This window comes from Neolewinella agarilytica (assembly GCF_900110645.1).
In the GTDB taxonomy this organism is placed as follows: domain Bacteria; phylum Bacteroidota; class Bacteroidia; order Chitinophagales; family Saprospiraceae; genus Neolewinella; species Neolewinella agarilytica.
In genome coordinates, this window is sequence record NZ_FOFB01000026.1 from 1 (window position 1) to 26,935 (window position 26,935).

Genomic DNA, 26,935 nt, shown 5'->3' on the forward strand with positions numbered 1-26,935 from the left:
AAAGGACTCACCGTCCGTCAAGCTTATGAAGCAAAAATGAAATCTAATCCGGCAGCCTAATCAGAAGCTACTGTCCACTTTTATGAGGAGGTCCAAAAAGGTAGATTTTACCATTCTACCGTCTACCATTCAACAGACTACAAACTACAGACTAACACAGGGCGCGGCCGCAGGTGCAAGGAAGGTTGAAGGGAGCTGTGGTTTTCAGGACAAACTCCTCCACAATAAAACCCTCGACCAGTGCACTGATCGAGGGTATCCAGTTATTGTAAAACAAGAGGTAGTTATTCTTACTTCTCGGCGGTGGCCTTCACGACCTTCATCAGTTCCTGAACCTGAGCTTTAAGCTCATCAATTTCCTTTTGCTGTTGCAGCGTATAGAGCGTCAATTCTTCGATGGTAACCATCTGCCGGTGAACGATATCAGATACTTCCATCCCGTCCTCCATTTCTGCCGCAGAGGGAATGTTCGGAAGGTGACCGTATGCCTCGATGTAGGCCCGTAAGTCTGCCAGTGAGCGCAGTTCGTATTCAGGAGCAAAAACATAATCGCCCCAGTTCTGGCTCAACTGAACCCGTACTTCCTCGAAGGCTGCTTTGCCGTCAACAAACATTTTATACTCATCAGTGTCAAAGCCTCCTGCGGAGTTGGTCCCGACGTAGAGGTGGTCAACGATGGCACTGCCGCGAACGTCCAGGTTACGACGGGGGCTGGAGGTTCCTACCCCTACCCGACGGGTTTCTTCTGGAGTACCTTCGTCATACAGGCGAGCCGACAGAATACTCTTGTTATTAACCAGGAGGGAGGTAAACTTATAGTTCGCAGTATTATAGTTCATTACAAAGTTCTTATTCTCGCTATCCCGTAATGCCATAATGTCTCCAATAGTTGTACGATACCCTATGAGTCTGCCTAGTGCCTGATTGAGACTGTCCCGGAGAACGAGTTGAGAGTTAGACGGATGATCCGAACGGAGACCAAGACCGGTAGTACCATTCTTGGTTAGCCGAAGATTGTTCCCGAACAAAATGGTAGTACCTTCTAAGCGAAGGTTACCACTGAGGTGGAGGGACTGTAATGGGCTAGTGACTCCGATGCCAACTCTTCCCGTCCGGTAAATACTATTAACGGTATTATCGGGCCCATCCCATTGTTGGGCGGAGAGGGTGGTCATACTTACTACCAGTAAGCAGGACAATAGTAAAAAGGTATACTTTTTCATAACTGAAAATTTTTCTTTTGCTTTAGTAAGCTCCATCAGCAAGTGCTAGAAGGAGTTATTTGTGTTTTTGATGACCTGAAAAGCACTGGAACCCTTCTCTGTACGCACCAGAGCGAAGTAGGTCCCACCCTTCAGGCGGTTAGTATTAAGGCGGAAAGTGTAGTAATTGTCTCGGTAGAAACTGTGAGCGATGGAGAAGTCTACTACCCTTCCCTGCGAATCAACCAGTGCCATTTGCACCTTTTTCTGCTCCTCTTCCAGACGGAAGCTGACGTTCAGATGGTCGATAAAGGGGTTGGGGTAAGCTTCGAGTGCCTCCAGCTGCAGGTTTTGTCCTTTTCGATCGATCTTCAGCTGATCGAATTCGTCCTGTGGAATAGCTACTTCGTCTGCAACAGACGCTGCAATGGCCTGCTTACTAAGCGGGGAGACGATGTCGCAATCCCCAGGGAAGATGAGCACATTACTGCCTTCAGGAGCTACAAAACCAGGTGCCAGAGTGACGTAATTACAGTCCGTGATTTCCACCAGGGGCTCATCCAATGGTAAAACTGCTCCGGCAATCGGAACGGCCATATTGAATACGTGGGGCTGGGAGGGGTCACCCAGTCCATTACCCGTTTCCGGTAGCGGCGCACAGGTGGGATCAGCCACCTGAGTGGGTGCCACCAAATCGATACCGCTATTTTTAAAGGGTAGGAAACCAGCAGCGGTTAAGGCGCCATCATCAGCTCCCAGCCACTTGTGCAGTAGTTCCGTAAACACTTCCCGGTAATCGTGTTGCCGGTTAAGCGGTGCTCCATTATCGAGTGTGGTCAGGTCCAGGTTCGTACCCCGGACTCCGCCATCCAGATGTTTACCGAATACCATCATGGAGCTAAGCGTTCCATGATCCGTTCCACGGTTAGCGTTTTCGGTGGCTTTCCGACCGAATTCGGAGAAGGTGACCGTCATTACCCGATCATCAATCGCCATGGCCGACAGATCGTCCTGAAAAGCTTTTACCCCTTCGGATAGCATTTCGAGAAGATTGAAATGATTGCCTTCTCCGGGGTCTGTTCCAATCTGGTTTACGTGCGTATCGAAGCCCGTCATATCCACCAGGAATATTTTGGTCTTGCTACCGCCATTAAGCAAGCGGGCGACGGTTTTCAACTGGTTGGCCAGGTAAGTATCCGGGTAGTTGGCAGCGATACTGTTTCTGCCATTATTGAAGACGCGGGATATGCGCTCGGCATATACCTCACTGTCCTTTTCAACCGCTGCAATGTATTCCAGCTTTTTGCCGTAATGAGAATCCGGAATGTTAGCAATCGGATCAAGGCCAACCTGAGAAACCAGGGTAAAGAAGCCTGCAGGATCCTGACCACTAAGGTTAATCGCCAGTGCATGCTCTTCCAGCGAGTGGAAGCCAAGCGAGGGTTTCTTATTACCCAGCTGGATACCCACGGGATCAGGCATGATCGGTGAAGGCGTACCAATTGCTTCCGGATAATTGTATTTCAGGTAGCGGCCCATCCAGCCGTCAGGGATACTGAAGTTAGCCGGTTGGCCGTCTCCACCCGTCAGCATCAGGTCTGTAGACTTGAAGTGAGACCTGTTGTGCGTTGGGTAGCCAACGCCTTGAATGATGGTCGCTTTGCCCTGGTCGTAGAGGCTTTTGATTGCCGTCATACCGGGGTTTAAGCCAATCTGATCAGCGGCAGGCAAAGTAGAATCCAGCGTAATGTAAGCCCCGGGGCCTGTTTGCGGCACCTTGATCGTCGGCCGTAAGCCAGCATATGTATCGTAGCTCGCAATAGGAATAATGGTATTAAGCCCGTCATTACCGCCCCGCATTTGAATAACGACCAGGCAACGGTTTTGAACGTCTCCACAATCCAGCGCCTGCAACAGACCCAAAGATTCAAAGGCTTTTACCGGCACCGCGTTCAGCAACAAAGGGACGGGTGCAGCAAGTTTGAGAAAATTTCTCCTTTTCATGTTTTTTTCTTTTGGGCTAGAGCAATTGGAATTCAGGTGCACGCAGTAGTACCTGGATGAGTTGATCGATCGGGATGCGTACGTCCGCGTCTGATCCGCCCGCTTCATATGTTTCCCATTCTATTCTCCAGTTGATGGCACTGAGCCCTTCCAGAAAAATATCATGCAGGAAATAACCTCGTCGGTTGCCAGATGGCGCCTCTGGAAAAAGGTAGGGCAATAATTCATCCATGATGACGCCTGCTTGTTTCGGCGACGATATTTCACTCTCCAGATAAGCAACACTGTCGAGCTTAACGCCACCAAGCGAACCAGGTGAAAGTACCCTGCGGCCCGTTACCAGCATCTCTCCTAGCTTGTAACGGGAGACGATAGTGCTGGAGACAAACCAACTCTTATCGTAGGTTGGGTCCTGATAATAGGCCTGATAGCCAGCTACGGAGTCGGGGGCAAATATTTCCAGTCCGGAGGCCTGTAAGTAAACGTTTCTTATCCCCCCCAGCCAGAAGTTCCTGTAAAAACTGGTCGGGTCCGTAACCTGATCGGGTAGATCTACTTTGAAAAAACTAACCGAGTGGCAAAGCAGATCCAGAGGAGATTTAATGATACTCCCGATGGTTTCATCTGCCCCGTCAGCATCATCTAAATCAAAAAAGTGCTCGCTATGCAACAGCTGTCGCAGCACTGGCATCATTTCAAAGTTGTTGGCGATAAAAGTATCGGCCAGTGGCTCGATAATGTCCTGTTCAACTTCTGCCGTAATGGTGGGCCGTACGAAGAAGCGATACATCCGCCGGCAGAAGAACCTTGCTGTTTCCCGCTTGGCGAATACCATATCCACGAAGTCGTTTAACTCACCGAGCATTCCTGCCTGGTTAGTTGCACCAGTGATTGTCTGCCCGTCAAAAGCTGCGCTGAATGTCTTATCTCCCAGGCTATGATAATTGAAAAGAGCCCGACCGCTGTGGATACCTGTATCAGGATCGATGTAGGCACTCGTTCTTGGCGCGACTTTAAAGCCGGAGAAAACCCGGGCGGCCTGGATGACGTCATCCTCCGTATAATTCGCTGCTCCAGATAGATTTTCTTTGCCTATGGTAAAGAGTTCCAGGAACTCACGTCCGTAGTTTTCATTTTGAGATGCCCGGGTGCTGAGGTTGTTGTCGAGATAAATCAACATATGATTGTTGAGGGTCATCTTGACGGCAAAATCCCGGAAATTACCCATAGCGAAGTGACGCAACAGAGACAGATAGTCAAAGAAGTTTTCACCATGCCGGGCGGCACCTTTGGTATGACTCGTAGTAAAGGTGTTATGAAGAAACAGCATCATCCGGTGATTGACGGTCTCATCCTGAATAGCTTCATTAAACCACCAACCACAGATGTAATGCCGCCCGGATCCCCGGGGGCTGGCAGCTGTATTATCCACCACGCCAATCCACTCTTGTCCGGTATTAGGATCAATCGGCGCGGGAACCGTCAATGGCAACGGAGCTTGTAATAAAACGTCGAGGGCATCCGACGTGGGCATCCCCGTAAGTAGGTCTATTTGCCAACGGGTATACCGTAAACATGACCTACGAAGCAGGTGAGCTGCTAAGCGAGCATTTAGTGTCCCATTATAGGGACTGATAGAAGCCATAGAGTAGTTTTTTTTAACGGATGATTGAAGTGGTGCAAACTAAAACTCAATAGAATTGAAGGAAAAACCTTGACACTGGACATACCTGTAATTACAATTTACCGTAAGGCCGTTTAAGCCTGAGTAAATTCCATACGAGTTCGTCCGGTCATTTCGGGGTCTGAAGAAAAAAATAAAAACAAGACTACCTGAGGTCAGATAGCTAGCTTATGAACACTTAGTTTACACGAATAATGCAGGTTTACTTTTATGTGTAGAAATGAGAGAACTATTAAACAGACACTCAAAATCAACTAATGCTGATCTGAACGGTGGCGTAATATAGTACGCCTTTTCATTTTTTAAGAAAATAAAAGAGGGTGACAAGCACATTTTTAAAAAAAGCCCAGGGACAATTGCCTGACGCGAAGAATAAAACCTGAAACAGATAGCCCTCAAATTACCACCCGGCGAAAAATAATGTCCACCCGGCGGTTACTCAGTTTCCCTTTCCAGGTGGCGTTATCAAAACTCGGCGAATCCTCGCCGAGTGGTAACAAATGTATCGCTCCTTCCGGTACGGGATAGGCAATAAGCCGTTCTTTCACGGAGCGGGTCCGGTAGTCCGATAAGCGAAGATTATAGTCTCGATTCCCGATATCATCAGTATGCCCCTGCACCTCTACTTCGTAGCCTTTAATATCAGGGATACCATCCAGAAAATCCCGCAGGCGGGTCGCCTGCTCCTGATCGATATAGTAGCTTCCGCCTCCGAAGAAGATGCTGATCTGATAGTCCTGATCCGTTGGGGAAATGGTGTTTTGGGCCTGGGCGCAAACGCAGGTGCAAAGGAACGTCAAGAAGAGCAAGGTGCGAAGCATAGGTTTCAATTGGTTAGCTAAGTCAATCAACTAAAACAACCCCCTAAAAGTTGGATGCTTCTGACAATCAGCCCGTTAAAGTCAAATGCAGCTACACAACGAAGGCTTTTTTGAAGAAAATGGCAGAAGTAAAAAAATAGAATCGTTTGGCCGGGGCCCTCTCAGGTCCCTTGAGCCGAATTGTAAGGACCTTATAGCGTCGCGAAGCGACCTGCATTCAACCACTGCTAAAGTTTTGTTAACAACCCAAAAAAGGCGCTAAACAGCTCTTCAGCTGGTTTTTTCACCCACGCTGCTTACTCCGTTTAAAGAAAGGGATGTTAGGTCTACCACCCCTTGCTCCTCGTCCCTTCTTCTGCACCTGCGTGTAGCGCCCCAAAACCTCGCAACCCCGTATAAACACGAGCCTACAGGGCAAAAAAAAGCCCGAGCGCGAAGCGCTCAGGCACAAACAATCATAATCTCATGAAAAAAAAGACGACCTAAAAAAGTTCTTTGCCGGGTGTAAAAACCACGACTATATTTTTATAACATCCTAACGCTCAATTCGGTTGGGATATTTTAGTTTATGACGATCCGGCCAGCTCCTGTCTTATATCCACCGCCGGTTACTTCATAGAAGTAAGTGCCCGCGGGAATGGAGGGCCGAATGAGCTCAAATTGATTCCCGTTGAAGTGTTGCTGAAAGACCTTGCGGCCAGCAGCGTCAAAGAGAGAAAAATTGAACTTCGTATTTGGTGCTTCCCAGCCCGTGATGCGTACCGTTGTACGATCACTTAGTGGATTAGGACTCACCGTTATGGCAACACCGGTTGCTTCTGGCAAGTTGCGGTCAGAGCTGAGCAGACAGTTCTCGCTGAGGAGATCGTCACACCCAACCACGTGGCGCACTTCTTGAGCGAAGGCCGGCGACTGGTAGTCAAAATAAACGGCAGCACGATTTCTGATTACGGTACCCGTTATATTATTCGGTTTTTGGGACAGTCGGTATGAGACATAGCCCGATCGGGTAACCGCGTCAGCTTCCCCCGTGCCGCCGCCTGAAAAAATTCGGATTGAATCAAACGTGATCTTCAGGATGCCGCCCTGGTAAAGGACGAAATCATAGGGATGACTCGAGGCCCCCATCTCCAGGCTGTTGAATTCCAACTGCTCGGGTAAGGTGTCTCGGATGACCACGCGTTCAAAAGTGTTGTTGTCTGGTATAGCGAAGAATACGGTGTATTCAATGTCAGTTTTGGGGATTATAATTGAGTCCTGATAGCCACGGGGGTAGGCCGTCAGTTGAATAGGGGCGCTATCATCCAGAGCAACAACTTCTTGGGTTAAAATGTCAAGGAAAAGATCTCCGTCGTTATCGGAGAACTGGGCAACGAAGCCCGTTGTGAAAGCACTGCTGCCTTCGGTTTGGCATCCTTCCACTACTGCTGTAGGAAAAAGGCTGCCGGGGTGCCCCTCCGATTGTTCGGCGATGAGGCGGTAGGTACTGACGTCTCCCTCGGGGAGGTTGACGTTTACTTCGATTGATTCATCCACATCGAGCATGAAATCTCCACGCGTGTTGAGGATGATGTCTTCCACCACAACGTAGCTGTTGGTGGTCGTCATGGGGCCGGAACCGGCGTTAGTGATGGTGAAGGAAATTCCTTCGAGCCGGTCACAACGGCTGGTTACGACGATGCTGGAGCGGTCCCAATCATCACTTACCGGAGCGCAGTTGAGGATCGGGAAGATCGTTGCCTGGCTGCTCAGGGCCTGCCCTTCCGTGATGTCGCTGCAAGCGACGCGGGCGGTCAGGGTGATGGTGCCTTCCGTACCCGGGGCGAGGTCACCGACGTCGAAGACCAGTTCCTGTCCGTCCTGGTTGGCCGGCGCGGGGCTGGCGTTGAGGAAAGTCAGATGTTCGTCGAGGGTAAGTTCGACGCTGGCCCCGGTGGCGATGTCCGACCCGGAGTTACCGTAATTGATCGTTATCAATTGGGTATCACACTGGATGGCGGGGGTGGCGCTGAGGGCTACTTCCAGCAACGGACAGTCAATGGCGGGTTGAAGCGCAAAATCATGGAAGTTACTGTCGTAAGGAGCCGTGAGATCAACCGTTAGCGGGTCAGGTTCACAGAGGTTCCAACGGTCATTCTTGCGCAGCAGACTCAGTTCGTATTCTCCGCGGTCTACCCGCAGGTCATAGTTGCCGAGTGAGTCGGTACTGCCAAAGAAGGTGGCCGTTTCGCTTTCTGCCTGTATCAGCCAGCCGGCAAGCCCGAGGTCACCTTCCTGGAAGGGGCCACAGTCATTGTCCGCCGGGTAGTAGACCTTTCCCCGGAGGTAGTTGGTCTGCAGGTCACCGAGGTCATCCGTTTTGAACAGCGTCATTTCGTTGCCCAGTACGCCGGAGATTCTTGAGGTATAAGCGGCCAGCGCATAACCACCGTCAGTGGTTGGTGCGAGGGATTCGCCGATATCCGTAGATTCTTCGTCGCCAAGGCGGCGCTGCCAGATCGGTTGGCCGTCGGTAGCGTTTACCTTCAGCATCAATACGTCAAAGTTGGCGGCTCCGGGAGTTGTTTGACCAACGGCGACGAGGCTTTCACCACCGTCTTCTTCGATCACGCCGTTCAGTTCATCGTCGAACGTAGAAGCGTCAAATTCCCGGTACCATAGCTGCTCTCCGTTGAGATCAGTTTTGCCGATTAAGGCTTTATTGAAATTATTCGTAGAACCGACGAAAACCAGGTTGTCGTCAGAAGTGCGAATGATATCTTCTATTTGTTCATTCTCGGTGTCCGTGCCGAAGGTGCGCGACCAGGTCGGCGTTCCGTCAGCGGAAAGTCCGTAAAGAGCGATGTCGAAATCAACCCGTCTTGGATCTTCCACGTTAGCGCCGACGATGAAGTCACCCGCAGGGGTTACAATCGTACCAACGCCTTCGTTGTTACCTTCTCCGCCAAGGAGTGTGCGCCAGACTAACTGCCCTTCGTCATCAATTCTGATGACCAGGATGTCATTGCCAGTACCGTCTTCTTTTTTCCGGTAACCGGTAAGGAGATAACCTCCGTCCGGTATGCGGATAATTTGGCGGCCGCGCTCATCAATACCTCCTTCGCCGTAGGAACGGCTGAAGACCAGGTCTCCTTTGCGACTAAGCTTTAGGAGATAAGTCTCATCCGGAGAGTCAACGGTTTCCTGCCGGTGCCCGATAATGAAGAAGCCACCATCTGGCGTCTCGATCACATCTTCTCCCTGCTCAATGAAGCCTTCGTCGTAGCGACGAGACCAAACAAGTGTACCGTCAACATCGGTGCGGACTACAAAAATGTCAAAGTCATTGTCGTCCCCCAATTCACCCTGCGAACTGCCCACCTCGGCATAACCGTGGTCGTTAGTTTGCAGTACTGCCCGACCGAAGTCTTGCTTGGGACCGCCAAACGATTTTTCAAAACCCTGACCACTTACGGTAAAACAGAGACAAAGCAAGGCCAGAGCCAGTACCGCGCGGCGGCACCGACGACCAAAGGCCATAACTGTGGGTCGCTGTTTCATTAGAAGTATTTTCAGGTCGCTATCCGTTGATTGCCTTACAAAGGTGGGGCGGCAAAGCGCCCTCACCAAGAACACTATCAGCGGTTTGTTGAAAAAAATAGCGTATTTTTGTTTCATGTCAGAACACCTTTTTTTGCCTCAAAGCCTTATAAATACTGGTCAAAATAAAGTAACGATCCTGAAAAATTTGTTGAACAAACATGTCTAGCACCGTTGAAAAAAATCCCCTTATTTCCCTTTATCAGTCATTTGACAAGTCAGATGGCCGACGGTTAGGTAAATGGCTGGACGGACCAACGCACAACCAAAGAGAGGACGTTCGCGCGCTACACGCCTACCTCACGGGGAATGATGACCGCCTTTATAAAACGTCTGCACTCACTAAAACGCGCATCTGGAAGCGGATTTTCCCCGGAGAAGACTTTGACGATGCCCGATTGCGACAAACCTTCCACTGGGCGCTGAAAGCAACGGAAGCTTTTATCGCCTACGAACACTGGAATGGCCGGGCCATCAACCCGCAGCTTTCGCTCATTTCCGGCCTGCGGCAGCGGGGCTTGCTTTCCGCTACGCAGCGAAGCATCCGTAAAGCCAGGCAGCTACAGGAACGGGCAACCATCCGCAACGAGACTTTCCATCGGAGCCAGTATCAGCTGGAACTGGAGTACGACGAATACCGGGTGTATCATCAGCTATTGGAAAAGCCACGGTTTCAGGAGATTGCCGATTCGCTGGATCTTTCCTACCTCATCGAAAAGCTCAAGGTGAGCTGTAACATGCTCTTCCATGCGCGGGTATACCGCGAAGAGTTTGATGTTCACTTTCTGGATGAGGTGCTCGAATACGTCCGCCGCTTCGACCTGGATAAATATCCGGCGCTGGCCATTTACTTCTACATCTATCGGGGTTTCACGGAAGCGGATGAGCAAGGAGAAAATATTAGCTTACTGCGGGACACCGTATCTACGCATGGTGACTCCCTGACCGCCATCGACCGTCGCTACGTATTCCTGATGGCCATCAACATCTGTATTTCCAACATGAACCTCGGGCAGGAAGCATATGTCCGGGAGTCTTTCGAGTGGTATCGTCTCGGTCTGGAACAGGACGTTATCGCCAAGCACGGGCAGATGACCCGCACGACCTACCTTAATATAGTATCCAACGCCATTAAACTGAAAGAATACGATTGGACGGCTGGCTTTATCGAGACCTACACCCATCAGCTGGAAGAAGACGTGCGGGAAAACACAGAACGCTTCGCCCGGGCCCGCCTGGGTTACGAGCAAAAGGACTACGACACCATCATGCCGCTTCTTGTTCAGGTAGACTTTAAGCACCCGGTCTACAACCTGCTGGCCAAGACGCTCCTGCTGAAAATCTATTACGAACTGGATGAGTACGATGCACTGGACAGCCAGATCGACAGTATGACGACCTATATCCGCCGTAAGGAACTTTCCGATCTTCACCGGGACAACTTCAATAACATAGCCCGGCTGACCCGTCAGCTTAGCCGCATCGGTCCGGGACGGAAGGGTAAATTGGCCGCTCTCCGGAAAAAAGTAGAGGCTACCAGCCCGCTTAGTGATAAAAAATGGCTGCTGGAGCAGATTGATGAATTTGGTTTGTAGTGCCGACGGCCAAGGACTCCCGGATCGTGTACCTACTCTTTTCAGTAATCCTTTTACCCGGTAAGGGTCGCTTCGCTCCCTTACCCGGCTTGACGCATAGTAAATCAACCAATCATTAGCCCGTAAAATGTCGTACCAATTTCAACGATACGCCGACTAAAGTCGGCGCTACAAACTACCTTCGCTTCCCCAAAAAAATTACAGCATGAAAGACGTACAAGCCATCATCGAAGCCGCCTGGGACCAACGCGAGCTGCTCAAAGAAGCCCACACCCAGGAAGCCATTAACGCCGTTATCGAAGAATTGGATAAAGGTCGCCTGCGGGTGGCAGAACCCAAGGCTGACGGCAGCGGATGGCAAGCCAACGAATGGATCAAGAAAGCCGTGGTGCTCTACTTCCCCATTCGTAAGATGGAAACCATCGAAGTAGGGCCCTTTGAGTTTCACGACAAGATGGCGCTCAAAAAGGATTACGCCAGCCAGGGCGTACGGGTCGTGCCTCACGCCATCGCGCGCTATGGTGCGTATCTGGAAAAAGGTGTCATCATGATGCCCAGCTACGTCAACATCGGCGCCTGGGTTGGCAGCGGCACCATGGTAGACACCTGGGCAACGGTCGGTAGCTGCGGGCAGATTGGCCGCAACGTTCACCTGAGCGGAGGCGTTGGTATCGGTGGCGTACTGGAGCCACTGCAGGCAACACCTACCATTATTGAAGATGACTGTTTCATCGGCTCCCGTTGCATCGTAGTGGAGGGTGTCCGCGTTGGCAAAGAAGCTGTTTTGGGCGCTAACGTGGTCCTCACGCAGAGCACCCACATCATTGACGTGACGGGCAGCGAGCCAGTTACCCACCGGGGCTACGTGCCGCCGCGCTCAGTCGTCATTCCCGGCACCTATACCAAGAAATTCCCGGCGGGCGATTATCAGGTAAGCTGTGCACTCATCATCGGACAGCGCAAAGAAAGTACGGATAAGAAGACGAGCCTGAACGCAGCGCTGCGGGAGCATGATGTAGCCGTGTAAGGTTTTCAGGGCGCAGCACGCAGGTGCAAGGTTTGGGGGTATCTGCACCCTCCGGATGCAGCATTTTTCCGCAGCCGGAGGGTGCAGATACCCGCCAGTCCGTACCTTGCGCGTCCATGCATCTCACCTCCCTCATCCTCACCCAGTTCAAGAACTACGAGTTCCAGCGGCTGACGCTCAGCCCACGGCTGAACTGTTTCGTGGGGGCTAACGGGGCGGGAAAAACGAACCTCCTGGAAGCGGTATACTACCTCTGTATGGGCAAGAGCTACAACAGCTCTCCGGACCAATATGCCGTGAGACACGGCGATGACGGGAGCCGGCTGGAGGGGCTCTTTGGTTTTGACGCAGAGGATGCTAAGTCGGAAAAGGACCGCATCGTCATCAAAATACAGAAGCGGAAACGGAAAATCATCGAGCGCAACGGGACGGCCTATGAGCGACTCACGGAGCACGTTGGCCGCTACCCCGTTGTCATCATCGTACCGGACGATAGCCGCCTGGTGCTGGAAGGCAGCGAGATTCGACGGCGGCTGCTGGACAATAGCCTCAGTCAGACCGACCCCGTTTACCTCAGCCACCTCGTGGCTTATAACAAACTCCTCGCTAACCGCAACGCCCTGCTCAAAGAGCTCGATGGCCGAAAAGACACGACCGGCCTGCTGGACATCTACGATCAGCAGATGCAAGCGCCCGTAGCCTATATCCTGGAAAAACGCCAGGCTTTCATCGGCCCCTTCACAGAATTGCTCACCGAAGCCTACGCCGCCATCAGCGGTGAGCGGGAAAGCGTGGCCATCACCTACAAGAGCCAGCTGCACGATACTCCCTGGCTAGAGCTGATGGCCGAGCGACGCGAGAAGGACCGCGTTCTGCAACGTACCACCGCCGGCATCCACCGGGACGATCTGGTGTTTACGCAGGACGGTCATCCCCTGCGCCGGGTCGCCAGCCAGGGACAGCTCAAGTCGTTCGTCCTCTCCCTCAAGCTGGCGCAGTACCGACTACTGGAGCGGGGCACCCGTCGGCCGCCCATTCTGTTGCTGGACGATATCTTTGACAAGCTCGATCGCGACCGCGTCCGCCAGCTCCTCGAGCTGGTACTGAGCTCTGCCTTCGGGCAGGTCTTCATTACGGACACCGACCCGGAACGGGTAACGGCGCTCATTGACGGTAAGGACGCTACTGACTGGAAGCGCTTCCTCGTCGCCGAAGGGAAGATCGAACAGGAAGAAGATTCCACTGCTGTTTAATCCCTTCCCCTTTGGGGACCGAGGCGATAGCCGAGGGCAGGGGCTCATTGCACCTGCGTCCGCGCCCCCTGCTGAGCTTGCCAAAGTGCCCAAAAAACATCATTATGAAAGTCGCCTACATCCTTTTCGACGGTATCACCCTGCTGGATTTCATCGGCATTTACGATCCGCTCTGCCGCCTGCGCGCTCAGCATCACCTGCCCGACTTTAGTTGGGACCTTTGCGCCATGATGCCCAGCATCCAAGACTCCTTCGGGCTGGAAATAACGGTTGATCTCGTTGCCCCTGATCTATCCGCTTACGATATGATCATCGTTCCCGGCGGCTTCGGCACCCGCAGCCTGCAAACTGACTCAGCCTTCCTGCAGTGGCTGGCGACGGCGGAAGAAGTGCCCAAAAAAGCTTCTATCTGCTCCGGTGCACTACTTCTGGGCGCGGCTGGTTTCCTGAAGGGGCACCGGGCCACTACCCACTTCAATGAATACGAAACCCTGGCGCCTTTCTGCCGCGAAGTCGTCCGGGAAAGAATTGTGGACGACGGCGCGGTGATTACCGCTGGTGCCGTCGCCTCTTCGCTTGACCTGGGGCTGTATCTCTGCCAGCAACTAGCGGGCGTGCAAGCCGCCGAAGCCATCCGTAAAAGCATGAATTATCTTGGACGCTAATGGTCAAGTCTGCCCGGAGTGATGGTCCTCGAAGCGTCCATTTTCCGAAGCGTAGCGCAGGATAAAATGATCCTTTGAGCGTCCATCTATCCACTCCTACCGTAACAACATCACATCCCCCGACAAAACCTCGGAGCCCATTCCCCGGTCATCCCGGTAAGTGACTTCGATGACGTAGAGGTAAACGCCCACGTCCAGCAACTGCCCCCGGGCATTACCGTCCCAGGGTGTGTTGAGGTCCTCGGTGATGAAGAGTTGATCTCCCCAACGGCTAAAGACCTGTAGTTTGTAGCTCAGAATTTCCAGCTCCTCATCGAAGCCCGGAGCAAAGTCATCGTTGATACCGTCAAAGTTCGGTGAGAAGGCATTCGGCAAGTATGCCTGGAAGTAGACACACTCCCGGAACTGCACGTTTACCGTATCCCGGTTGATACAGCCATCGTTATCGATTACGGCGATGATCCGACCCGGCTCCGTGACTTCGAATTCAGGACCGGTGAGGCCGTCAGGCCAAAATATTAGTCCATCGCCAGCCGTAGGTGTAAGCGTAAAGCGAACGTCGTCACAGGCAGTGGTGTCCGGACCGAGATCCAGCACGGGCAACGGAGCGATACTAAGCGACACGGAGTCGCGGGCAACGCAGCCATTGCTATCCGTGATGTCTACCCAGCGAATGCCGGAGTCGGCGAAATCCCGGCGAAGGTCCGTGCTGTCGTCGTTCCAGCGCACCTGGCCGAGGCCAGATGGGACGACGACGGTAAGCAGTTCGCCTTCGCAGGCGGTCTGGTCGTCTCCCAGGGAAAAGTCAGGCAGTGCGAGGAAGGAAACCTCCAGGCTGTCTTCGGTTGTACAGCCCGCATTGCTAACGGCTACGCGGTAGCGGCCCGCCGTATTGACGGTAAAGGTGGCGGCTTCCGTTCCGTCTTGCCAGATGCCGGTTTGCCCGGCATTCAGCACGACGGGTGTTCCGGTACAGGCAGCGGTATCAGGGCCAAGCTCTACCACCGGCGGGGCAAGGAAATCGACCGTAAAGTCAGCGACTACCGTACAGGTACCGAATACCGCTTCGAGTTGGTAGGGACCAGCGACATCGGTACTGAAGTCCGGCCCACTCTGGCCGTTACTCCAGCTGAAGCTATCGGCGGCAGACATACTGGTAAAGTTGAAGGTTTCACCCTGGCAGCGGACGTATTCCGCGTCGAGGTCAACGGCGTTCTGATCGGCGAAGTTGACGTTGATCGTGTCGCTCACCGTGCAGGCACCGTTGGTCACGTCAACGAAGTATTGCCCGGAGGTCGTAACCGTGAAGGTTGAGCTGCTGCTCCCGTCTTGCCAGATACCGGTTTGCCCGGCATCGAGCTCCAGGCTGGGCGCCGTGCACAGCACGGTGTCATTGCCCAGCTCAACTACTGGTGGCGCCAGAAAGGTCACCTCGAAGTTCTGGCTGATGGTACAAGTACCGATCCTTGCGTCCAGCGTGTAGGGGCCCGCAACATCGGTACTGAAATCCGGGCCGGTTTGTCCGTTACTCCAGCTGTAGCTATCGGCCACGGTCATCGTAGTAAGCCGGAAGGTGGTGCCGAGACATTCTTCGTAGCCGGAGACGACGTCCAGCATCGGTAAATCCGGGAAGGTGACGTTGATGGTGTCGCTGGCTGTGCAACCGCTGACTTCAATCTCAACGAAGTATTGCCCCGAGGTAGTCGCCTCGAAGGTTTGGTCTCCGCTGTTGTCCTGCCAATTATAGTTTACTCCGGCGATTCCGGCATCGAGGAGAAGCTGGTCGCTATCGCACACGATGGTGTCGTTACCGAGGTTAACGGCCCCGGCATCTACATAAGAGATCACGACACTGTCTCTTACGGGACAGCTGCCATTGGTCGCCTCCACCCAGTAGGTTCCAGGTTGATCTCCGGAGAACATAGCATCCATTGATCCGTCTTGCCACTGAAAGGACTCCGCCGTCACGTCTGCCGTAATGCTGAAGTCCTCGCCCGCACAAGCGATCTGATCCATCCCCAGATTTACCGTCGGTAGTTGGGTGACGGTAAGGAAGGTGGTATCCGTTTCCGTACAGCCGCCCAGGTCAACCAATACAGAATACTCGCCTTCCGTCCTGGCAACAAAGATTTCTTCGCCGCTACCGTCCTGCCAGGTGTAGTCGGCGGAGTTAATACCGGCATCCGCGTCCAGGATCAGGCTGTCTCCGGCGCAGATGACGGGGTCGTCGGGCAGGTTAACGGTAAAGGCCAGGGCATCGAGTACTTCTACGGTATCCCGGATTATACAATTGGACTGGAAGGTTACCTCCACAGCATAAATACCGGATTGATCCGTAACGAAGGTGGTGTCCGTAGAACCGTCTTGCCACAAATAGCTTTCTCCTGGGCTGAAGTTGAAGGCATCGAGCGTGATGTCTTCGCCGGCGCAGAGCGCCCGGTCTTCGCCCAGGAAGCCAACGGTCTGAAACTGGGGAGCCGTCTCAAAGGTCCAGTTGACGTTTGAGTTCGCAATATCCGTACTTCGGGAGCCCGCCAGGAAGTTGGCCCCACCAACGCCGGTGCTGTTTTGCATCTGGATGAAGTCGGCCAGTATCTCCGCCTCAGCGGGCATACTCACCCTTGCCTGGGTACCCAGCTGGCTGGAGGACAGAGAAATGGGCGTACAGTTATTCCCGATGATCTGCCAGTATTTTTCAATGGTCTGGGTTTGGTCAGCGGCGAAGACGTAGCTTTTGCCGGGGGCGCAGATGAGGGTGTCGGTGGTAAGCTCTAAGGCCAGTTCACCGTTGCCGTTAAAGACGACAGAGTTGGTAGTCAGGAATTGGTCCTCCGCGAGATCTTCAAAGAGTAGCTGCCCATCTCCGGCGGGGTTGCTGAAGAGCACATCGTGCAGGCGCACTTGTTCGTCTACCCGTACGATGGCATTTTGTGCCTTTAGCTCTACCAGTGAATTGCCTGGATTGATGGTTAGGTTGGATACGTTTTCAACAAATAATGCATAGTCAAAAAAGACCGACTCTTGTGACAGGATGAAATGCGCGTCTCCCAAATTGAGCACCTTTGGATCATTACCAAAACGCGACCGAATCTCCAGAAGTCTCACTTCCTCGTTGGCAAAGGTTACCGTACCGGTAATATGCCAAAACTGATCTCCTGAAAGGTTATCCTCAAAAGTATATTCGCCCGTTCCCCGCATTTCGATAAACCCGAGCTTACTGCCTCCGGTACGGACCGAGTAATCTCCAATACCAATAAGCTTTAACTGAGCGCCAAAAGCCAGGTCGGCGGCATTAGTAAAGTTGCCGTAACAATTTAATTCACCGACATAAAAATTGACATTAGTGGGAATGTCAGCGGCCCAGCTAATGTCTTTACAGTAGGCAATTTTGGTCGCAAAATTTTGTATCTCGAAGAAAGGGTCGGCGGTGGAGTTATTATCAAAAAATACATTATCAAGTGCCGTCGGCACACATTCACCTCCTGGCCCACCAGAGCTTAACGACCAATGACCGGTGTCATACCATTCTCCAGTACCTCCTACCCAGTATAGATCCCGACCTGCGTCTCCGTTGATTTGCCAGCCATAGTTACCACCACCGTCAATGGAATTATTGGCTACAGCAGGTACACCACCGACAATTTCGACGTCAATCAGGTTAAGCCGATCAAACACCTGCCCCGGCGGCAATTCAATACGGGCAGAATCTCCCCGAAGGTAAGTACGCAGGCTGACAAGACCACCCTCACAATCTCCGTTGGCATCCAGTTCGGTAACGGTCTGTGTTCTACCACTGGTAAGGTCATAGGTGTGCCCCGCCTGTAAGTAGAGATAGTTGAAATTATTATCAGAATCAATGGAACCGTTAAAGTAAAAGATGACAGAGTCGGCTGCCGCCTGAAGAGGCTGCCCGTTAGTCTGATCCCAAAGGTTATGCGTCCAACCCCCACGGGAAACATTAAAGCGAACGACGTTAAAGGCTATGGGGCTATTCCCACTCATGGCCATGGTTCCGTTAAACCCACCCGTAAAATCAATGACGGAGGTGCCTGCGTCAAAGGTAAGATTAGTGGTAAACAGGTTCATGTTAGTGAAAAAGAACGTGGTGTTCCGCGACTCAAGCGTAATGTGAGAACTCCCCAGGAAGAGTCCTCGCGTTTGCTCCACTGTAGATTCGAAAAACTGGGCGTTTATGGGTTGATCGTTAGTCCTTAGTGTACCTGAAAGCAAGTTGATGGCTTCTTCTGTATAGAAGGAATCCTGTAAAATCCATTCGCCACCACCTTCAAAGGTAGTGTTCAAATTAAGGTGTTGTCGGTTCAGGGCAATGGTATTACCGGTTTGGCTGGAGGCAAAGAAATAGTCTCCGGCAAAGGAGTGGGTCATGGCCTCCGCAAACTGCAGGGAGCCGGAGATACGGAGTCGGTTGGCAAGCGGCCCGGCTAGGTCTGGTGTTCCGGTTACCCCCATCCAGCTCATATTCCGACAGCTTGCGTTTTCAACATTGACCGTAACGGTTTGCCCCGCCCCGTTGAAAGAGTTTACGTCAAAAAACACATCATCGGTCACAGACGGAACACAACCACTCGGGCCGCCACCGCTGGTGGCTGACCAATGCATCGGGTCGTTCCAGTTACCCGTTCCTCCAATCCAGAAAAAAGTCTCCGTGGGTTTTTCGTTAATCGTCCATCCTGGGTTATTTCCCAGGTCAACTGCATTGTTTGCGGTAAAAGCACCACCTCCGGTTCCGTTAATTGAACGTAGTGACACATAGTCAACAGTAATCGGGTTACTGGCATTAAAAATCGCGGGATTGACGGCATCCGTCCCCGCTATATCAATACTCGCAGTGCAGTCCCCCGTAGCTTCCAGATTACCTAAGGTGTAAGTACGGAACCCCTCGAAAGTATACGACTGTCCGATGTGCAGGATGAGGTTATCTATGCTTTGGTCACCGGTAACAAGCGTTCGGTGAAAAAGCTCCAGCTCTCCGATATTAAGCGTAGGGTAATTGAAGGACGAGAAGCCCGGCCGGAGGTAAGGAAAATCAGAACTGCCCATTGGGGCACTCAGTACCACACGGTTAAAATCAATGGTGCCGGTTCCTTCCACAATAGCGTCGATGGAATTGCCCCTGAAGTCAATTGTCGAGTTCCCCGGATCAATGGTCAGGTTGGTCGCGTCCAGATACATGGGGAAAAACCAACGGTTGTAGAACGCATTAGCGAAAGGCTCGTAGGTACTTTCGGTGATAATGATTTCGCTATTCGTCAGACTCAGATTACGGACTGCCGTACCGGTACTGTGAAAATATCCACAGATGAGGTCCTGATTATTCAGGTTCAGCTCGCCTTCCAAAAGATTAAATGTGCTGTCAACGGAAAGTGTACCATTCAGCGTCCAGTCCCCACCTCCCGAAAAAGTGATGGTTTGCCCAGCCGATTGATTAGAAAAATCAATGGTGTTTCCTGTTTCGTTTCCGGTAAAAACCATCTGCCCGTCAAACTCGAAAGTCATCCCCGGGTCCAACTGCCAGCTACCAAAAACCGTAAAGGTGGTGCTGGACGGACCGATGAGCGTAGGGTTATTCGTCACCCCGGCAAAGCTCAGGTTACGACAGAAAGCAATGTCTGTATTCAGGTTGACCGATTGCCCGCCAGCCGTGAAGGAATTGGCCGTAAAAAAGACGTCGTCATTTGCCGTAGGCGCCTGGGAATGAGTGGTTACTCCACCGTCCGTCGTTGCCCAGTGGCTAATGTCGGACCAGTCGCCACTACCTCCGACCCAGAAGTAATCTGCGGCAGAAAGCGAATTTGTGTTGAAAAGGCACAGCAGTATCAGACTGCATAGGTAGGTTAATCGGTAAAACATGGGATGGTGTGTGTTATTCGCCAAAGAATACACGGAAAGGCTCTTCGAAGATAAGCCTTTATTGTCACAACGAAGCTTATCCGGCGCGACCGCAGGTGCATGGTTTGTTAAAGAAGGCAATGTTTTATGACGCTGAAGCAGGCCTTGTTACGCTCGGGCCTGGGTCGCTACACGACTATTTTTCACCACAAATAAATACAGATTCACTACGTGGCTGCTTCGCGGTAAAGCGCAGACTTTGTCATTCACACATTCACCTATTTACTCCCTAAGATATCCGTCCCCACCCCTTCACTGCTGCCATATACTTCGCCAGATGGGCCTTGAGTGGAGCGTATTGCGGGTTGTCTAGTTTGGGGTCTGCTTCCAGGATGTCCTTCGCCCGGTCCCGGGCGACGGAGAGAATTCGTCCATCCTTCGCCAGGTCAGCAATGCGCATTTGCAGCACGCCAGACTGCTGTGTCCCGTCAATCATCCCCGGCCCGCGCAGGCGGAGGTCTGCCTCAGCGATCTTGAAACCGTCGGTAGTCTCCACCATGGTTTTAATGCGTTCGCGGCTCTCTTTACTCAGCTTCACGCTGGAGAGCAGAATACAGTAAGATTCTTCGGCACCCCGCCCCACCCGGCCCCGCAGCTGATGCAACTGGCTCAGCCCGAAGCGTTCGGTATGCACGATGACCATGATCGTTGCATTGGGTACGTTCACTCCTACTTCGATGACGGTAGTAGCCATCATCAGCTGCGTCTCTCCGTTTTTAAAACGGGCCATCTCAGCATCTTTATTCTCCGGCTTCATTTTACCGTGAACGACGCTGATCTGGTATTCGGGCGGCGGGAATTTGTGCCGCATCTCGTCGTAGGCTTCTTCAAGCGCCAGCAGGTCGAGTTTTTCGTTTTCTTCAATGAGCGGATACACGATGTAGGCCTGCCGCCCCTTAGCAATCTCTTCCCGGATACGGCCAAACACCCGCTGCCGGCGGTGCTCCGTGAAGTGGACTGTCTGAATCGGCGTCCGCCCCGGGGGCAGTTCATCGATCACACTGACGTCCAGGTCACCGTAGGCCGTCATGGCCAGCGTCCGGGGGATGGGCGTAGCCGTCATCACCAACACGTGCGGCGGGTAGGGCTTGTTCTTAACCCAGAGTTTTGCCCGCTGCTTCACGCCAAAACGGTGCTGCTCATCAATGATCGCCAGACCGAGATTCTTAAACACAACCGTAGGCTCGATCAGCGCGTGGGTGCCGAGCAGGATATCTATCTTGCCCTCAGCGAGATCTTCAAGAATGGCCTTGCGGGCCTTCCCCTTCACGCTGCCGGAGAGAAACTCCACCCGCAGGTCCATCCCCTCCAGGTATTCGGTGATACCCTCAAAGTGCTGGTAAGCCAATATCTCCGTCGGGGCCATCATGCAGGCCTGGAAACCATTGTCCAGGGCCATGAGCATACTCAGCAGGCCAACCATTGTTTTGCCCGAGCCTACGTCTCCCTGCAGCAGGCGGTTCATCTGTACCCCACGACCGAGGTCGTGGCGGATTTCCTTGACGACCCGTTTCTGGGCTCCGGTAAGTTCAAAGGGCAGTTTCTCCGTATAAAAGCGGTTAAACGTCTCGCCGATACTACCAAAGGTGTAGCCCGCCACCTGGTTCTCCCGCACAACTTTCAGTTGCAGCAATCGCATCTGTAGCAGGAAGAGTTCCTCGAACTTCATCCGGCGGCGGGCAGCTTCCAGCTCGGCCTGGTTAGCGGGCAGATGAATGGCCTTCAGGGCGGGGATGCGGGGCATGAGGCGTAGCTCCGTCATCAGGTGATCGGGGATGATCTCCGGAACGTCCGTCGCCTTCAGCTCGTCGAAGAGGGCGCGGATCAGCTTGCGCCGCCCCCGGGCATCAAGCCCCCGCCGGTTGAGCTTTTCTGTGCTGGAATACACGGGCTCAAAGGTGGCATTCTCCGCCGAAGGCGCGCGTTTAGCCGCCTCCATCTCCGGGTGGGTGATGCTCAGCTTTCCGTTGAACTCCGTCACCGGCCCGTAGCAGATGTATTCCTCCCCAACGATGAACATATTGCTCAGCACGTTGATGCCTCTGAACCAGACGAGCTCGAGGGCAGCACCGCTGTCGTCCCGCAGGCGACCGACCAGGCGCATGGCCCGGCCATTGCCTTTGACGTTTAGTGAGGTAAGCTTCCCCTTCACCTGCACGGCCCCTTCGTTGGGGATAATGTCGATGATGCGGTGAAACTTCGTCCGGTCTACGTACCGAAAGGGATAGGCGTGCAGCAGATCCCCCAGCGTGTGAATCTGAAGCTCCTCGCCCAAAAGCTTCGCCTTGGCCGGTCCGATGCCCTTGAGGTAGGCGACGGTTCGGTCGAGGGTGGCGGCCTTGTTGGTGGCGGGGGTGGGCATTGGGGTTGTTTGTACCGCCGACTGAAGTCGGCGGATGATTAACTCCGCCGACTTCAGTCGGCGGTACAAACAAAATTAGTGATTGTGGTCGTGTCCACCCTCACCGTGGTCATGATCGTGACCGTCGCCATGGTCGTGTCCACCACCAACGAGTTCATTGGCTGCGGCGATGGCCGTCGTCATGGCCGTTTCAACCTTAGCGACGTCGGCAGCCTCTTCCTTAATGTAAGTGATGATGGCATCGTTGTCCATATTGGCCCGCAGATCATCGAGGGACTTGAGGCCCTTCATCCAGTTCATCATGCCGTCATTAGCATCTTCGAGCTGTTCGTTGGCGGCTTCGAGGAGGTCTTTGCGGTCAGCGGCGAGGTCTTCGGCCTTCAGCTCTTCGGCGATGGCGCGCTGGGCGGCAGTGATTTTACCCATCATCGGCATTACCCGGTCGTGGGCGTCCATCATGCCTTCGTAGGCTTTGTCCTGGCCGGCCATGGCAGCTTCCATGGCAGCTTCTTCAACGGCGACGCTGTCGCCTCCGCCGCAGGCGGTGAAGAGAAGAGATAAAAGGAGAAAAGGGAAAAAGGAAAGCTTCATAATCGTTGATTTGTATGATTGATTTCAGGGAGCGGGTAACGGGCCGGGAGCATTGCTTTTCAACCTTTCCTTGCACCTGCGGCCGCGCCCCAATGATTGGCAAAAATACGGATTGCAGGTGGAGACGCGCTTTTTCATCCGATACATCTTTTGCTGACGCAGTCGTAAAAGTTTATTGGATGTATAAAAGCGCAAGGAGCAGCATGGTTCAACAGCGCCGCCCCGGCATTGACACACCGGACTATCGGCCAGCTCCTCTCCGTGTAGACAAGTTAATTGATAAAAGCATTACTCCCCTGTGGTGCTTCGCGCTTTCTGACACAAAAGACACACAGGCACATAGTGCACACAGAAGAGTCCGTAGCACTACGCTCGTTTTGAGCTAACCACCTTATCTACCTCCATAAAATGCGATAACTCAATACGGGGATCAGGCCGAGTTGCAGCCGCTCCTCCGGCCGGTCGAGGAAAGCATCGTAGTAGACGTTACCGACGTTCTGCACACCCGCCACGTTCTGGATGTCGAGGGCCAAAGTCGTGGTGGTTTTCGTTCGCGTTTTGGTTTTGTAGAGGCGGAGGTCGGGGCGGAAGTAGGTGCCTAGGTCATTAATGAATCCACCAGACAGATCCTGTGGTGTGAAGTAGTCGCGAATATTGTTCTCACGAGAATCGGGCGGTGCAACGACTTCTCCGTACCGCTCTCCACCATGAGCAATCAGAGCGAGGTTAAGCCCATAGCTACGGTTCCGTTTTTTACGGTCTATTCCCGGCCACTCACGACCCAGCGTCAGTTTCGTGACAAAATCAACAGAATACCTGTCTTTCTCGTAGCCGCTGACTTGCTCAGTTTCTGCGCTAAGTAGCGTAAGACTACCCCGATAGTACCAGCCTTCTGATTTTTTTCCGCCACTGGCTTCCAGCTCCATCCCATACCGGCGACTTCTGGCTGTAGTGTTAAAGCTGAGGCTCGGATCAGGTTCCAGAAAGGAAGAACTACTCACCAAATAACCATCTGCTGTGGCGGCAAGATCATTATCTGAAAACTGGTAGAAAAGCGTTGTCCGGGTATTAATCCTCCCCAATTTAGTGCCGTAAGCCGCACTGAACTGGGTAGCTCTCACTGGCTTTCGGCTACCCTGACAATTATCGCAATTACTGGCTGCCAACAATGGTGCGCGGCTCAAAACTTCACTCGTAAGATTGAGTATCCCCTTTTCAAGCCGGTAATCAAAACTCAAGCGGGGAGCAAAAACGGTCCCTTCGATGGTCCCGGTGTAACGGTCGGCCCGCAGCGCACCGTTAATCGTCGTTTTACCAATGATTTTCTTTAACCCTACGAAGGGGCTGATTGCAGTGGATGTACTGAAGAAATTTAAAAACTCCGTGCTCCCGTGCAGGCCAAAGCTCGTAAAAGAAAAATTATTCCCGGCCGTTTGCTCAATCCATTCGGCTCCTATCCACACTTCGCTGTCATTGCTGATTTCCCTGCGATACTGAACGTTTCCATTGATGAATTTGTAGGTGGAAAAAAGTTCAGCGCGGTCCAGTCCGGAACTTCTGGAAGACTGAATTCTTTCCGGCTTTGTTTCTGAATAAGAAAGGCCAGCGCTCATCGTCCCACTACCAATTTGCTGCTGAAAGCTAAGCCCTCCGATGGTCAGGTCACTCTGAAAGTCAATGTCAAACAGTCCTTTTTGCTCCGTAAGCCCCTCTTCATCCGGCCGCGTAAATTCATTACTACTGCTACCATAAATACCAAAGAGGCTCAGCTCTCCCCCCTCCCATTCATGATGCAAATGCCCGTTTAAATCCGCAAAGCGAATTTCCTCTCCGCCAAAATCCACGCCCATATCAGCCAGCAGGCCGGTGAAGCTGTAGCGGCCGTTGACGAGGTAGCTGGTTTTGCCCGACTTACCGATCGGCCCTTCGGCCATCAGATCAAAGCCAATGAAACCGGTCTGGGCCTGGTATTTACGTTTGGTTTTGCTGCCGGGTCGCAGGCGGAGGTCAAAGGTGCCACCGGTGGCGTGGCCGTATTCGACGGGCAGACCGCCCGCCAGAAATCCGGAGTTGTCCAGCATTTGGGCGGAGATGGCGTTGACGCCGCCGCCGTTGAGGGTCGGGAAATCGTAAAAGGTACCGGCGTTGGCGGTGTGGTTGGGATTCACGATGGCCAGTCCGTTGATGCGCCAGAGGTTGGCATTAGGCGTGTTACCGCGTACGCTGAGGTGGTTGGCCTGGTCGTTGGTCTGCACGACACCGGGTAGCAGGGCTACCAGTCGGGCGGGATCATAAAAAGTACCGGGCAGTCGGTAGACCTCCTCAATCGTGAAGCGTTGAGCCAGTGGGCTTACCGGGGTATACTGTGCGCGGACCTCCGCGCCGGGCAAGTCGTAGATGCCGCCGAAGGAGAGGGTGTCCTGAGAAGAAAGGAGTAAGGGGAGGAGGAGTAAAGGAAAAAGGAGGAAGGGAGGAAAGGGGGAAAGGGGAAAGGATAAGGAAGAAGTAAAGTGTTTCATGATCGGGCGCAGAATTGAGGGGAGATGGTGCCTTTTAGCAAGCTCAGACGAGGCCGTGCTACAGAGCTTGCCAAATGTGCTGGTGCAAGGTAAGTTCTTTGGGGAGCAATGCATCGTCATCCACAACTTTGAGACGAAGGTTTGACATTTTCTGCGCGCGGGGTCCGGGGTTCGAGCCCTCACTGCCCCGGCATGATTCTCTGCCTGAGGCCGGTGCCGTTTTACGAAGCTTTAGAAGTTGTCAGATATTTTTTCATCAACGCTTGCACAAGTCCACAAACTTATCCTATCTTTGCGGTCCGTTAGGGGAAATGTCTCCGAAAAGGGCGGTTAGCTCAGTTGGTTTAGAGCACCTCGTTTACACCGAGGGGGTCGGGGGTTCGAGCCCCTCACTGCCCACACGTTTTCCAACAAAAGTTGGACATTTAAGCCGCAATCCTGCGTTTTCAGGGGTTGCGGCTTTCTTTTTGCGCTCACTTCGTCAAACTTTTTGTGTTTATATAGGCTTATTTGCTTATAATTGGGATGCTTTTCTACCCTATTTCTAAACATCCTAAGCTTTTCTGAGAATGACTGTTCGAGCGCTATTGTGGAAGCACTCCGTCCGGAAGGATGGAACTTCTAACATCAAAATTTACTCCTACCAGGAAGGAAAGAAGAAATACGTCAAGACAAAATTCTATGCTCTCCCAAAAGATTGGGACGAACGCCGGGGGAGGTTAAAGCCTCGTGCGCCGTTTGCAGCTAAAATTAACGCCATTCTTGGACGCCTGGAGATGGAAGCCAAAGGAGAGATGATGGGCGTCCGCTCTTCACTTATACGTTTCGTAGCTGAGTACGTCGAAGATTGTCGGGACGGCCGCGAAGGACTTAGAAAAGGTACCTGGAAGAAATTCATCAGCTTCCGGAATAAGCTTCAGACTTATAAAGACTCCAGGCAACTGGAGGATATTACCTTCTCGCAGATCGATCTTGCCTTTTATGCTGACTTCAAGAATTTCTTACGCGACTCAGGTACCGGCCGCTCCGGAGTAGCGAACCACATCAAACATCTGAAGAAGTTCATGCAACTAGGCCTTGATCGAGGACTACATAATAATGTAGCCTTCAAAGCCAAGTCCTTCAAAGCAGAGCGCATACGGCCCAACGACAAAATTTATCTGACACCGGAAGAGATCTCGACCATGGCCAACCTTGACCTATCAGGGTTTCCAAGCCTGGAGAAAGAGCGTGATCGATTCCTCGTGTCTTATTATCTGGTTATGCGCTTTGGTGATAGCCTTCGAATCAATGAGGGTAGCATCAGCCAGCACAACGGCCGCTACTACTACAAAAACATTGCTGAAAAAACGGAGACAGTGAGCTTTGTCCCGATCAAGCCAGCGGCCTTAAAACTGATCCGGAAGCACAACTATGATTTTACCGGAGATACTAACCAGGAAGCCAACAAGAAATTGAAGAGGATTGCGGCAATGGCAGGCTTCTTAACCAATATGGCGGAACCTGGCGCTCCGCATCAACCTAAGTGTTCGTTAGTGACGACGCACACGGCGCGTAGGAGTGCAGCAACAAATATGCACCTGGCTGGCATGCCATTGAGCGAAATCATGCAGCTGGGGGGATGGAGATTTGAGGCAACACTGAAGCAGTATTTATTGGCGGGTGGTTTGGATCTGGCGCATATTAGTGCGGATCGGGAGTTTTTCCTGTAAAAAACTCCTTA

At 52.6% G+C, this 26,935-nt stretch carries 14 protein-coding genes and 1 tRNA gene; 6 read left to right on the plus strand and 9 right to left on the minus strand.

Annotation, left to right across the window (positions count from 1 at the left end; translation table 11 throughout):
* Positions 1-290: 290 nt before the first annotated feature.
* The 5 genes from BM123_RS19000 to BM123_RS19020 all read right to left on the minus strand — a co-directional run bounded on the left by BM123_RS19000 (position 291) and on the right by BM123_RS19020 (position 9,251).
* Positions 291-1,223: a SlyX family protein gene (locus BM123_RS19000; RefSeq protein ID WP_139211958.1), complete on the minus strand. Its 933-nt coding sequence runs from the start codon at positions 1,221-1,223 to the stop codon at positions 291-293.
* Between the two features lie 45 nt (positions 1,224-1,268).
* A complete protein-coding gene (locus tag BM123_RS19005) occupies positions 1,269-3,206 on the minus strand; it encodes a DUF1501 domain-containing protein (RefSeq protein WP_175489466.1) in 1,938 nt (645 codons plus the stop codon).
* 16 nt (positions 3,207-3,222) lie between these two features.
* Positions 3,223-4,851 (minus strand): DUF1800 domain-containing protein, encoded by a 1,629-nt coding sequence (locus tag BM123_RS19010; RefSeq protein WP_090171855.1) that lies wholly within the window; start codon positions 4,849-4,851, stop codon positions 3,223-3,225.
* A gap of 434 nt (positions 4,852-5,285) precedes the next feature.
* Positions 5,286-5,711 (minus strand): OmpA family protein, encoded by a 426-nt coding sequence (locus BM123_RS19015; RefSeq protein WP_090171857.1) that lies wholly within the window; start codon positions 5,709-5,711, stop codon positions 5,286-5,288.
* Positions 5,712-6,272: 561 nt separating this feature from the next.
* Positions 6,273-9,251: a DUF7619 domain-containing protein gene (locus BM123_RS19020; RefSeq protein WP_175489467.1), complete on the minus strand. Its 2,979-nt coding sequence runs from the start codon at positions 9,249-9,251 to the stop codon at positions 6,273-6,275.
* 200 nt (positions 9,252-9,451) lie between these two features.
* Between BM123_RS19020 and BM123_RS19025 the strand changes: the two genes are divergently transcribed.
* The 4 genes from BM123_RS19025 (at position 9,452) to BM123_RS19040 (ending at position 13,830) form a co-directional block, all read left to right on the plus strand.
* Positions 9,452-10,885: a hypothetical protein gene (locus BM123_RS19025; protein WP_090171861.1), complete on the plus strand. Its 1,434-nt coding sequence runs from the start codon at positions 9,452-9,454 to the stop codon at positions 10,883-10,885.
* Between the two features lie 205 nt (positions 10,886-11,090).
* Entirely contained in the window at positions 11,091-11,912 is an 822-nt protein-coding gene (locus BM123_RS19030) for a 2,3,4,5-tetrahydropyridine-2,6-dicarboxylate N-succinyltransferase (protein WP_090171863.1), read from the plus strand.
* 116 nt (positions 11,913-12,028) lie between these two features.
* Positions 12,029-13,165, plus strand: a complete 1,137-nt coding sequence (gene recF / locus BM123_RS19035) for a DNA replication/repair protein RecF (protein ID WP_090171865.1) — start codon at positions 12,029-12,031, stop codon at positions 13,163-13,165.
* Positions 13,166-13,269: 104 nt separating this feature from the next.
* Positions 13,270-13,830 (plus strand): DJ-1/PfpI family protein, encoded by a 561-nt coding sequence (locus tag BM123_RS19040; RefSeq protein ID WP_090171867.1) that lies wholly within the window; start codon positions 13,270-13,272, stop codon positions 13,828-13,830.
* Positions 13,831-13,926: 96 nt separating this feature from the next.
* On the opposite strand, the gene BM123_RS19045 is transcribed toward BM123_RS19040, so the two are convergent.
* The 4 genes from BM123_RS19045 to BM123_RS19060 all read right to left on the minus strand — a co-directional run bounded on the left by BM123_RS19045 (position 13,927) and on the right by BM123_RS19060 (position 25,212).
* Entirely contained in the window at positions 13,927-19,701 is a 5,775-nt protein-coding gene (locus BM123_RS19045) for a T9SS type B sorting domain-containing protein (RefSeq protein WP_090171869.1), read from the minus strand.
* A 268-nt stretch (positions 19,702-19,969) separates the two neighbouring features.
* The gene (gene recG, locus BM123_RS19050) at positions 19,970-22,138 is read right to left on the minus strand and encodes an ATP-dependent DNA helicase RecG (RefSeq protein WP_406603252.1); all 2,169 of its coding nucleotides are present in this window, start codon (positions 22,136-22,138) and stop codon (positions 19,970-19,972) included.
* A 39-nt stretch (positions 22,139-22,177) separates the two neighbouring features.
* Positions 22,178-22,693 (minus strand): hypothetical protein, encoded by a 516-nt coding sequence (locus BM123_RS19055; protein ID WP_090171873.1) that lies wholly within the window; start codon positions 22,691-22,693, stop codon positions 22,178-22,180.
* A gap of 395 nt (positions 22,694-23,088) precedes the next feature.
* Entirely contained in the window at positions 23,089-25,212 is a 2,124-nt protein-coding gene (locus BM123_RS19060; RefSeq protein ID WP_090171876.1) for a TonB-dependent receptor plug domain-containing protein, read from the minus strand.
* A gap of 324 nt (positions 25,213-25,536) precedes the next feature.
* Here BM123_RS19060 and BM123_RS19065 point away from each other — a divergent pair.
* Positions 25,537-25,611, plus strand: a tRNA-Val gene (locus BM123_RS19065).
* A 170-nt stretch (positions 25,612-25,781) separates the two neighbouring features.
* The gene (locus tag BM123_RS19070) at positions 25,782-26,924 is read left to right on the plus strand and encodes a phage integrase SAM-like domain-containing protein (protein ID WP_090171878.1); all 1,143 of its coding nucleotides are present in this window, start codon (positions 25,782-25,784) and stop codon (positions 26,922-26,924) included.
* The last annotated feature ends 11 nt before the right edge of the window (positions 26,925-26,935 follow it).

Excerpts from the sequence above, each read along its gene's own strand:
- BM123_RS19000 (WP_139211958.1), bottom strand. The coding sequence starts at position 1,223 with ATGAAAAAGTATACCTTTTTACTATTGTCCTGCTTACTGGTAGTAAGT.
- BM123_RS19005 (WP_175489466.1), bottom strand. The coding sequence starts at position 3,206 with ATGAAAAGGAGAAATTTTCTCAAACTTGCTGCACCCGTCCCTTTGTTG.
- BM123_RS19010 (WP_090171855.1), bottom strand. The coding sequence starts at position 4,851 with ATGGCTTCTATCAGTCCCTATAATGGGACACTAAATGCTCGCTTAGCA.
- BM123_RS19015 (WP_090171857.1), bottom strand. The coding sequence starts at position 5,711 with ATGCTTCGCACCTTGCTCTTCTTGACGTTCCTTTGCACCTGCGTTTGC.
- BM123_RS19020 (WP_175489467.1), bottom strand. The coding sequence starts at position 9,251 with ATGAAACAGCGACCCACAGTTATGGCCTTTGGTCGTCGGTGCCGCCGC.
- BM123_RS19025 (WP_090171861.1), top strand. The coding sequence starts at position 9,452 with ATGTCTAGCACCGTTGAAAAAAATCCCCTTATTTCCCTTTATCAGTCA.
- BM123_RS19030 (WP_090171863.1), top strand. The coding sequence starts at position 11,091 with ATGAAAGACGTACAAGCCATCATCGAAGCCGCCTGGGACCAACGCGAG.
- recF (WP_090171865.1), top strand. The coding sequence starts at position 12,029 with ATGCATCTCACCTCCCTCATCCTCACCCAGTTCAAGAACTACGAGTTC.
- BM123_RS19040 (WP_090171867.1), top strand. The coding sequence starts at position 13,270 with ATGAAAGTCGCCTACATCCTTTTCGACGGTATCACCCTGCTGGATTTC.
- BM123_RS19045 (WP_090171869.1), bottom strand. The coding sequence starts at position 19,701 with ATGTTTTACCGATTAACCTACCTATGCAGTCTGATACTGCTGTGCCTT.
- BM123_RS19055 (WP_090171873.1), bottom strand. The coding sequence starts at position 22,693 with ATGAAGCTTTCCTTTTTCCCTTTTCTCCTTTTATCTCTTCTCTTCACC.
- BM123_RS19060 (WP_090171876.1), bottom strand. The coding sequence starts at position 25,212 with ATGAAACACTTTACTTCTTCCTTATCCTTTCCCCTTTCCCCCTTTCCT.
- BM123_RS19070 (WP_090171878.1), top strand. The coding sequence starts at position 25,782 with ATGACTGTTCGAGCGCTATTGTGGAAGCACTCCGTCCGGAAGGATGGA.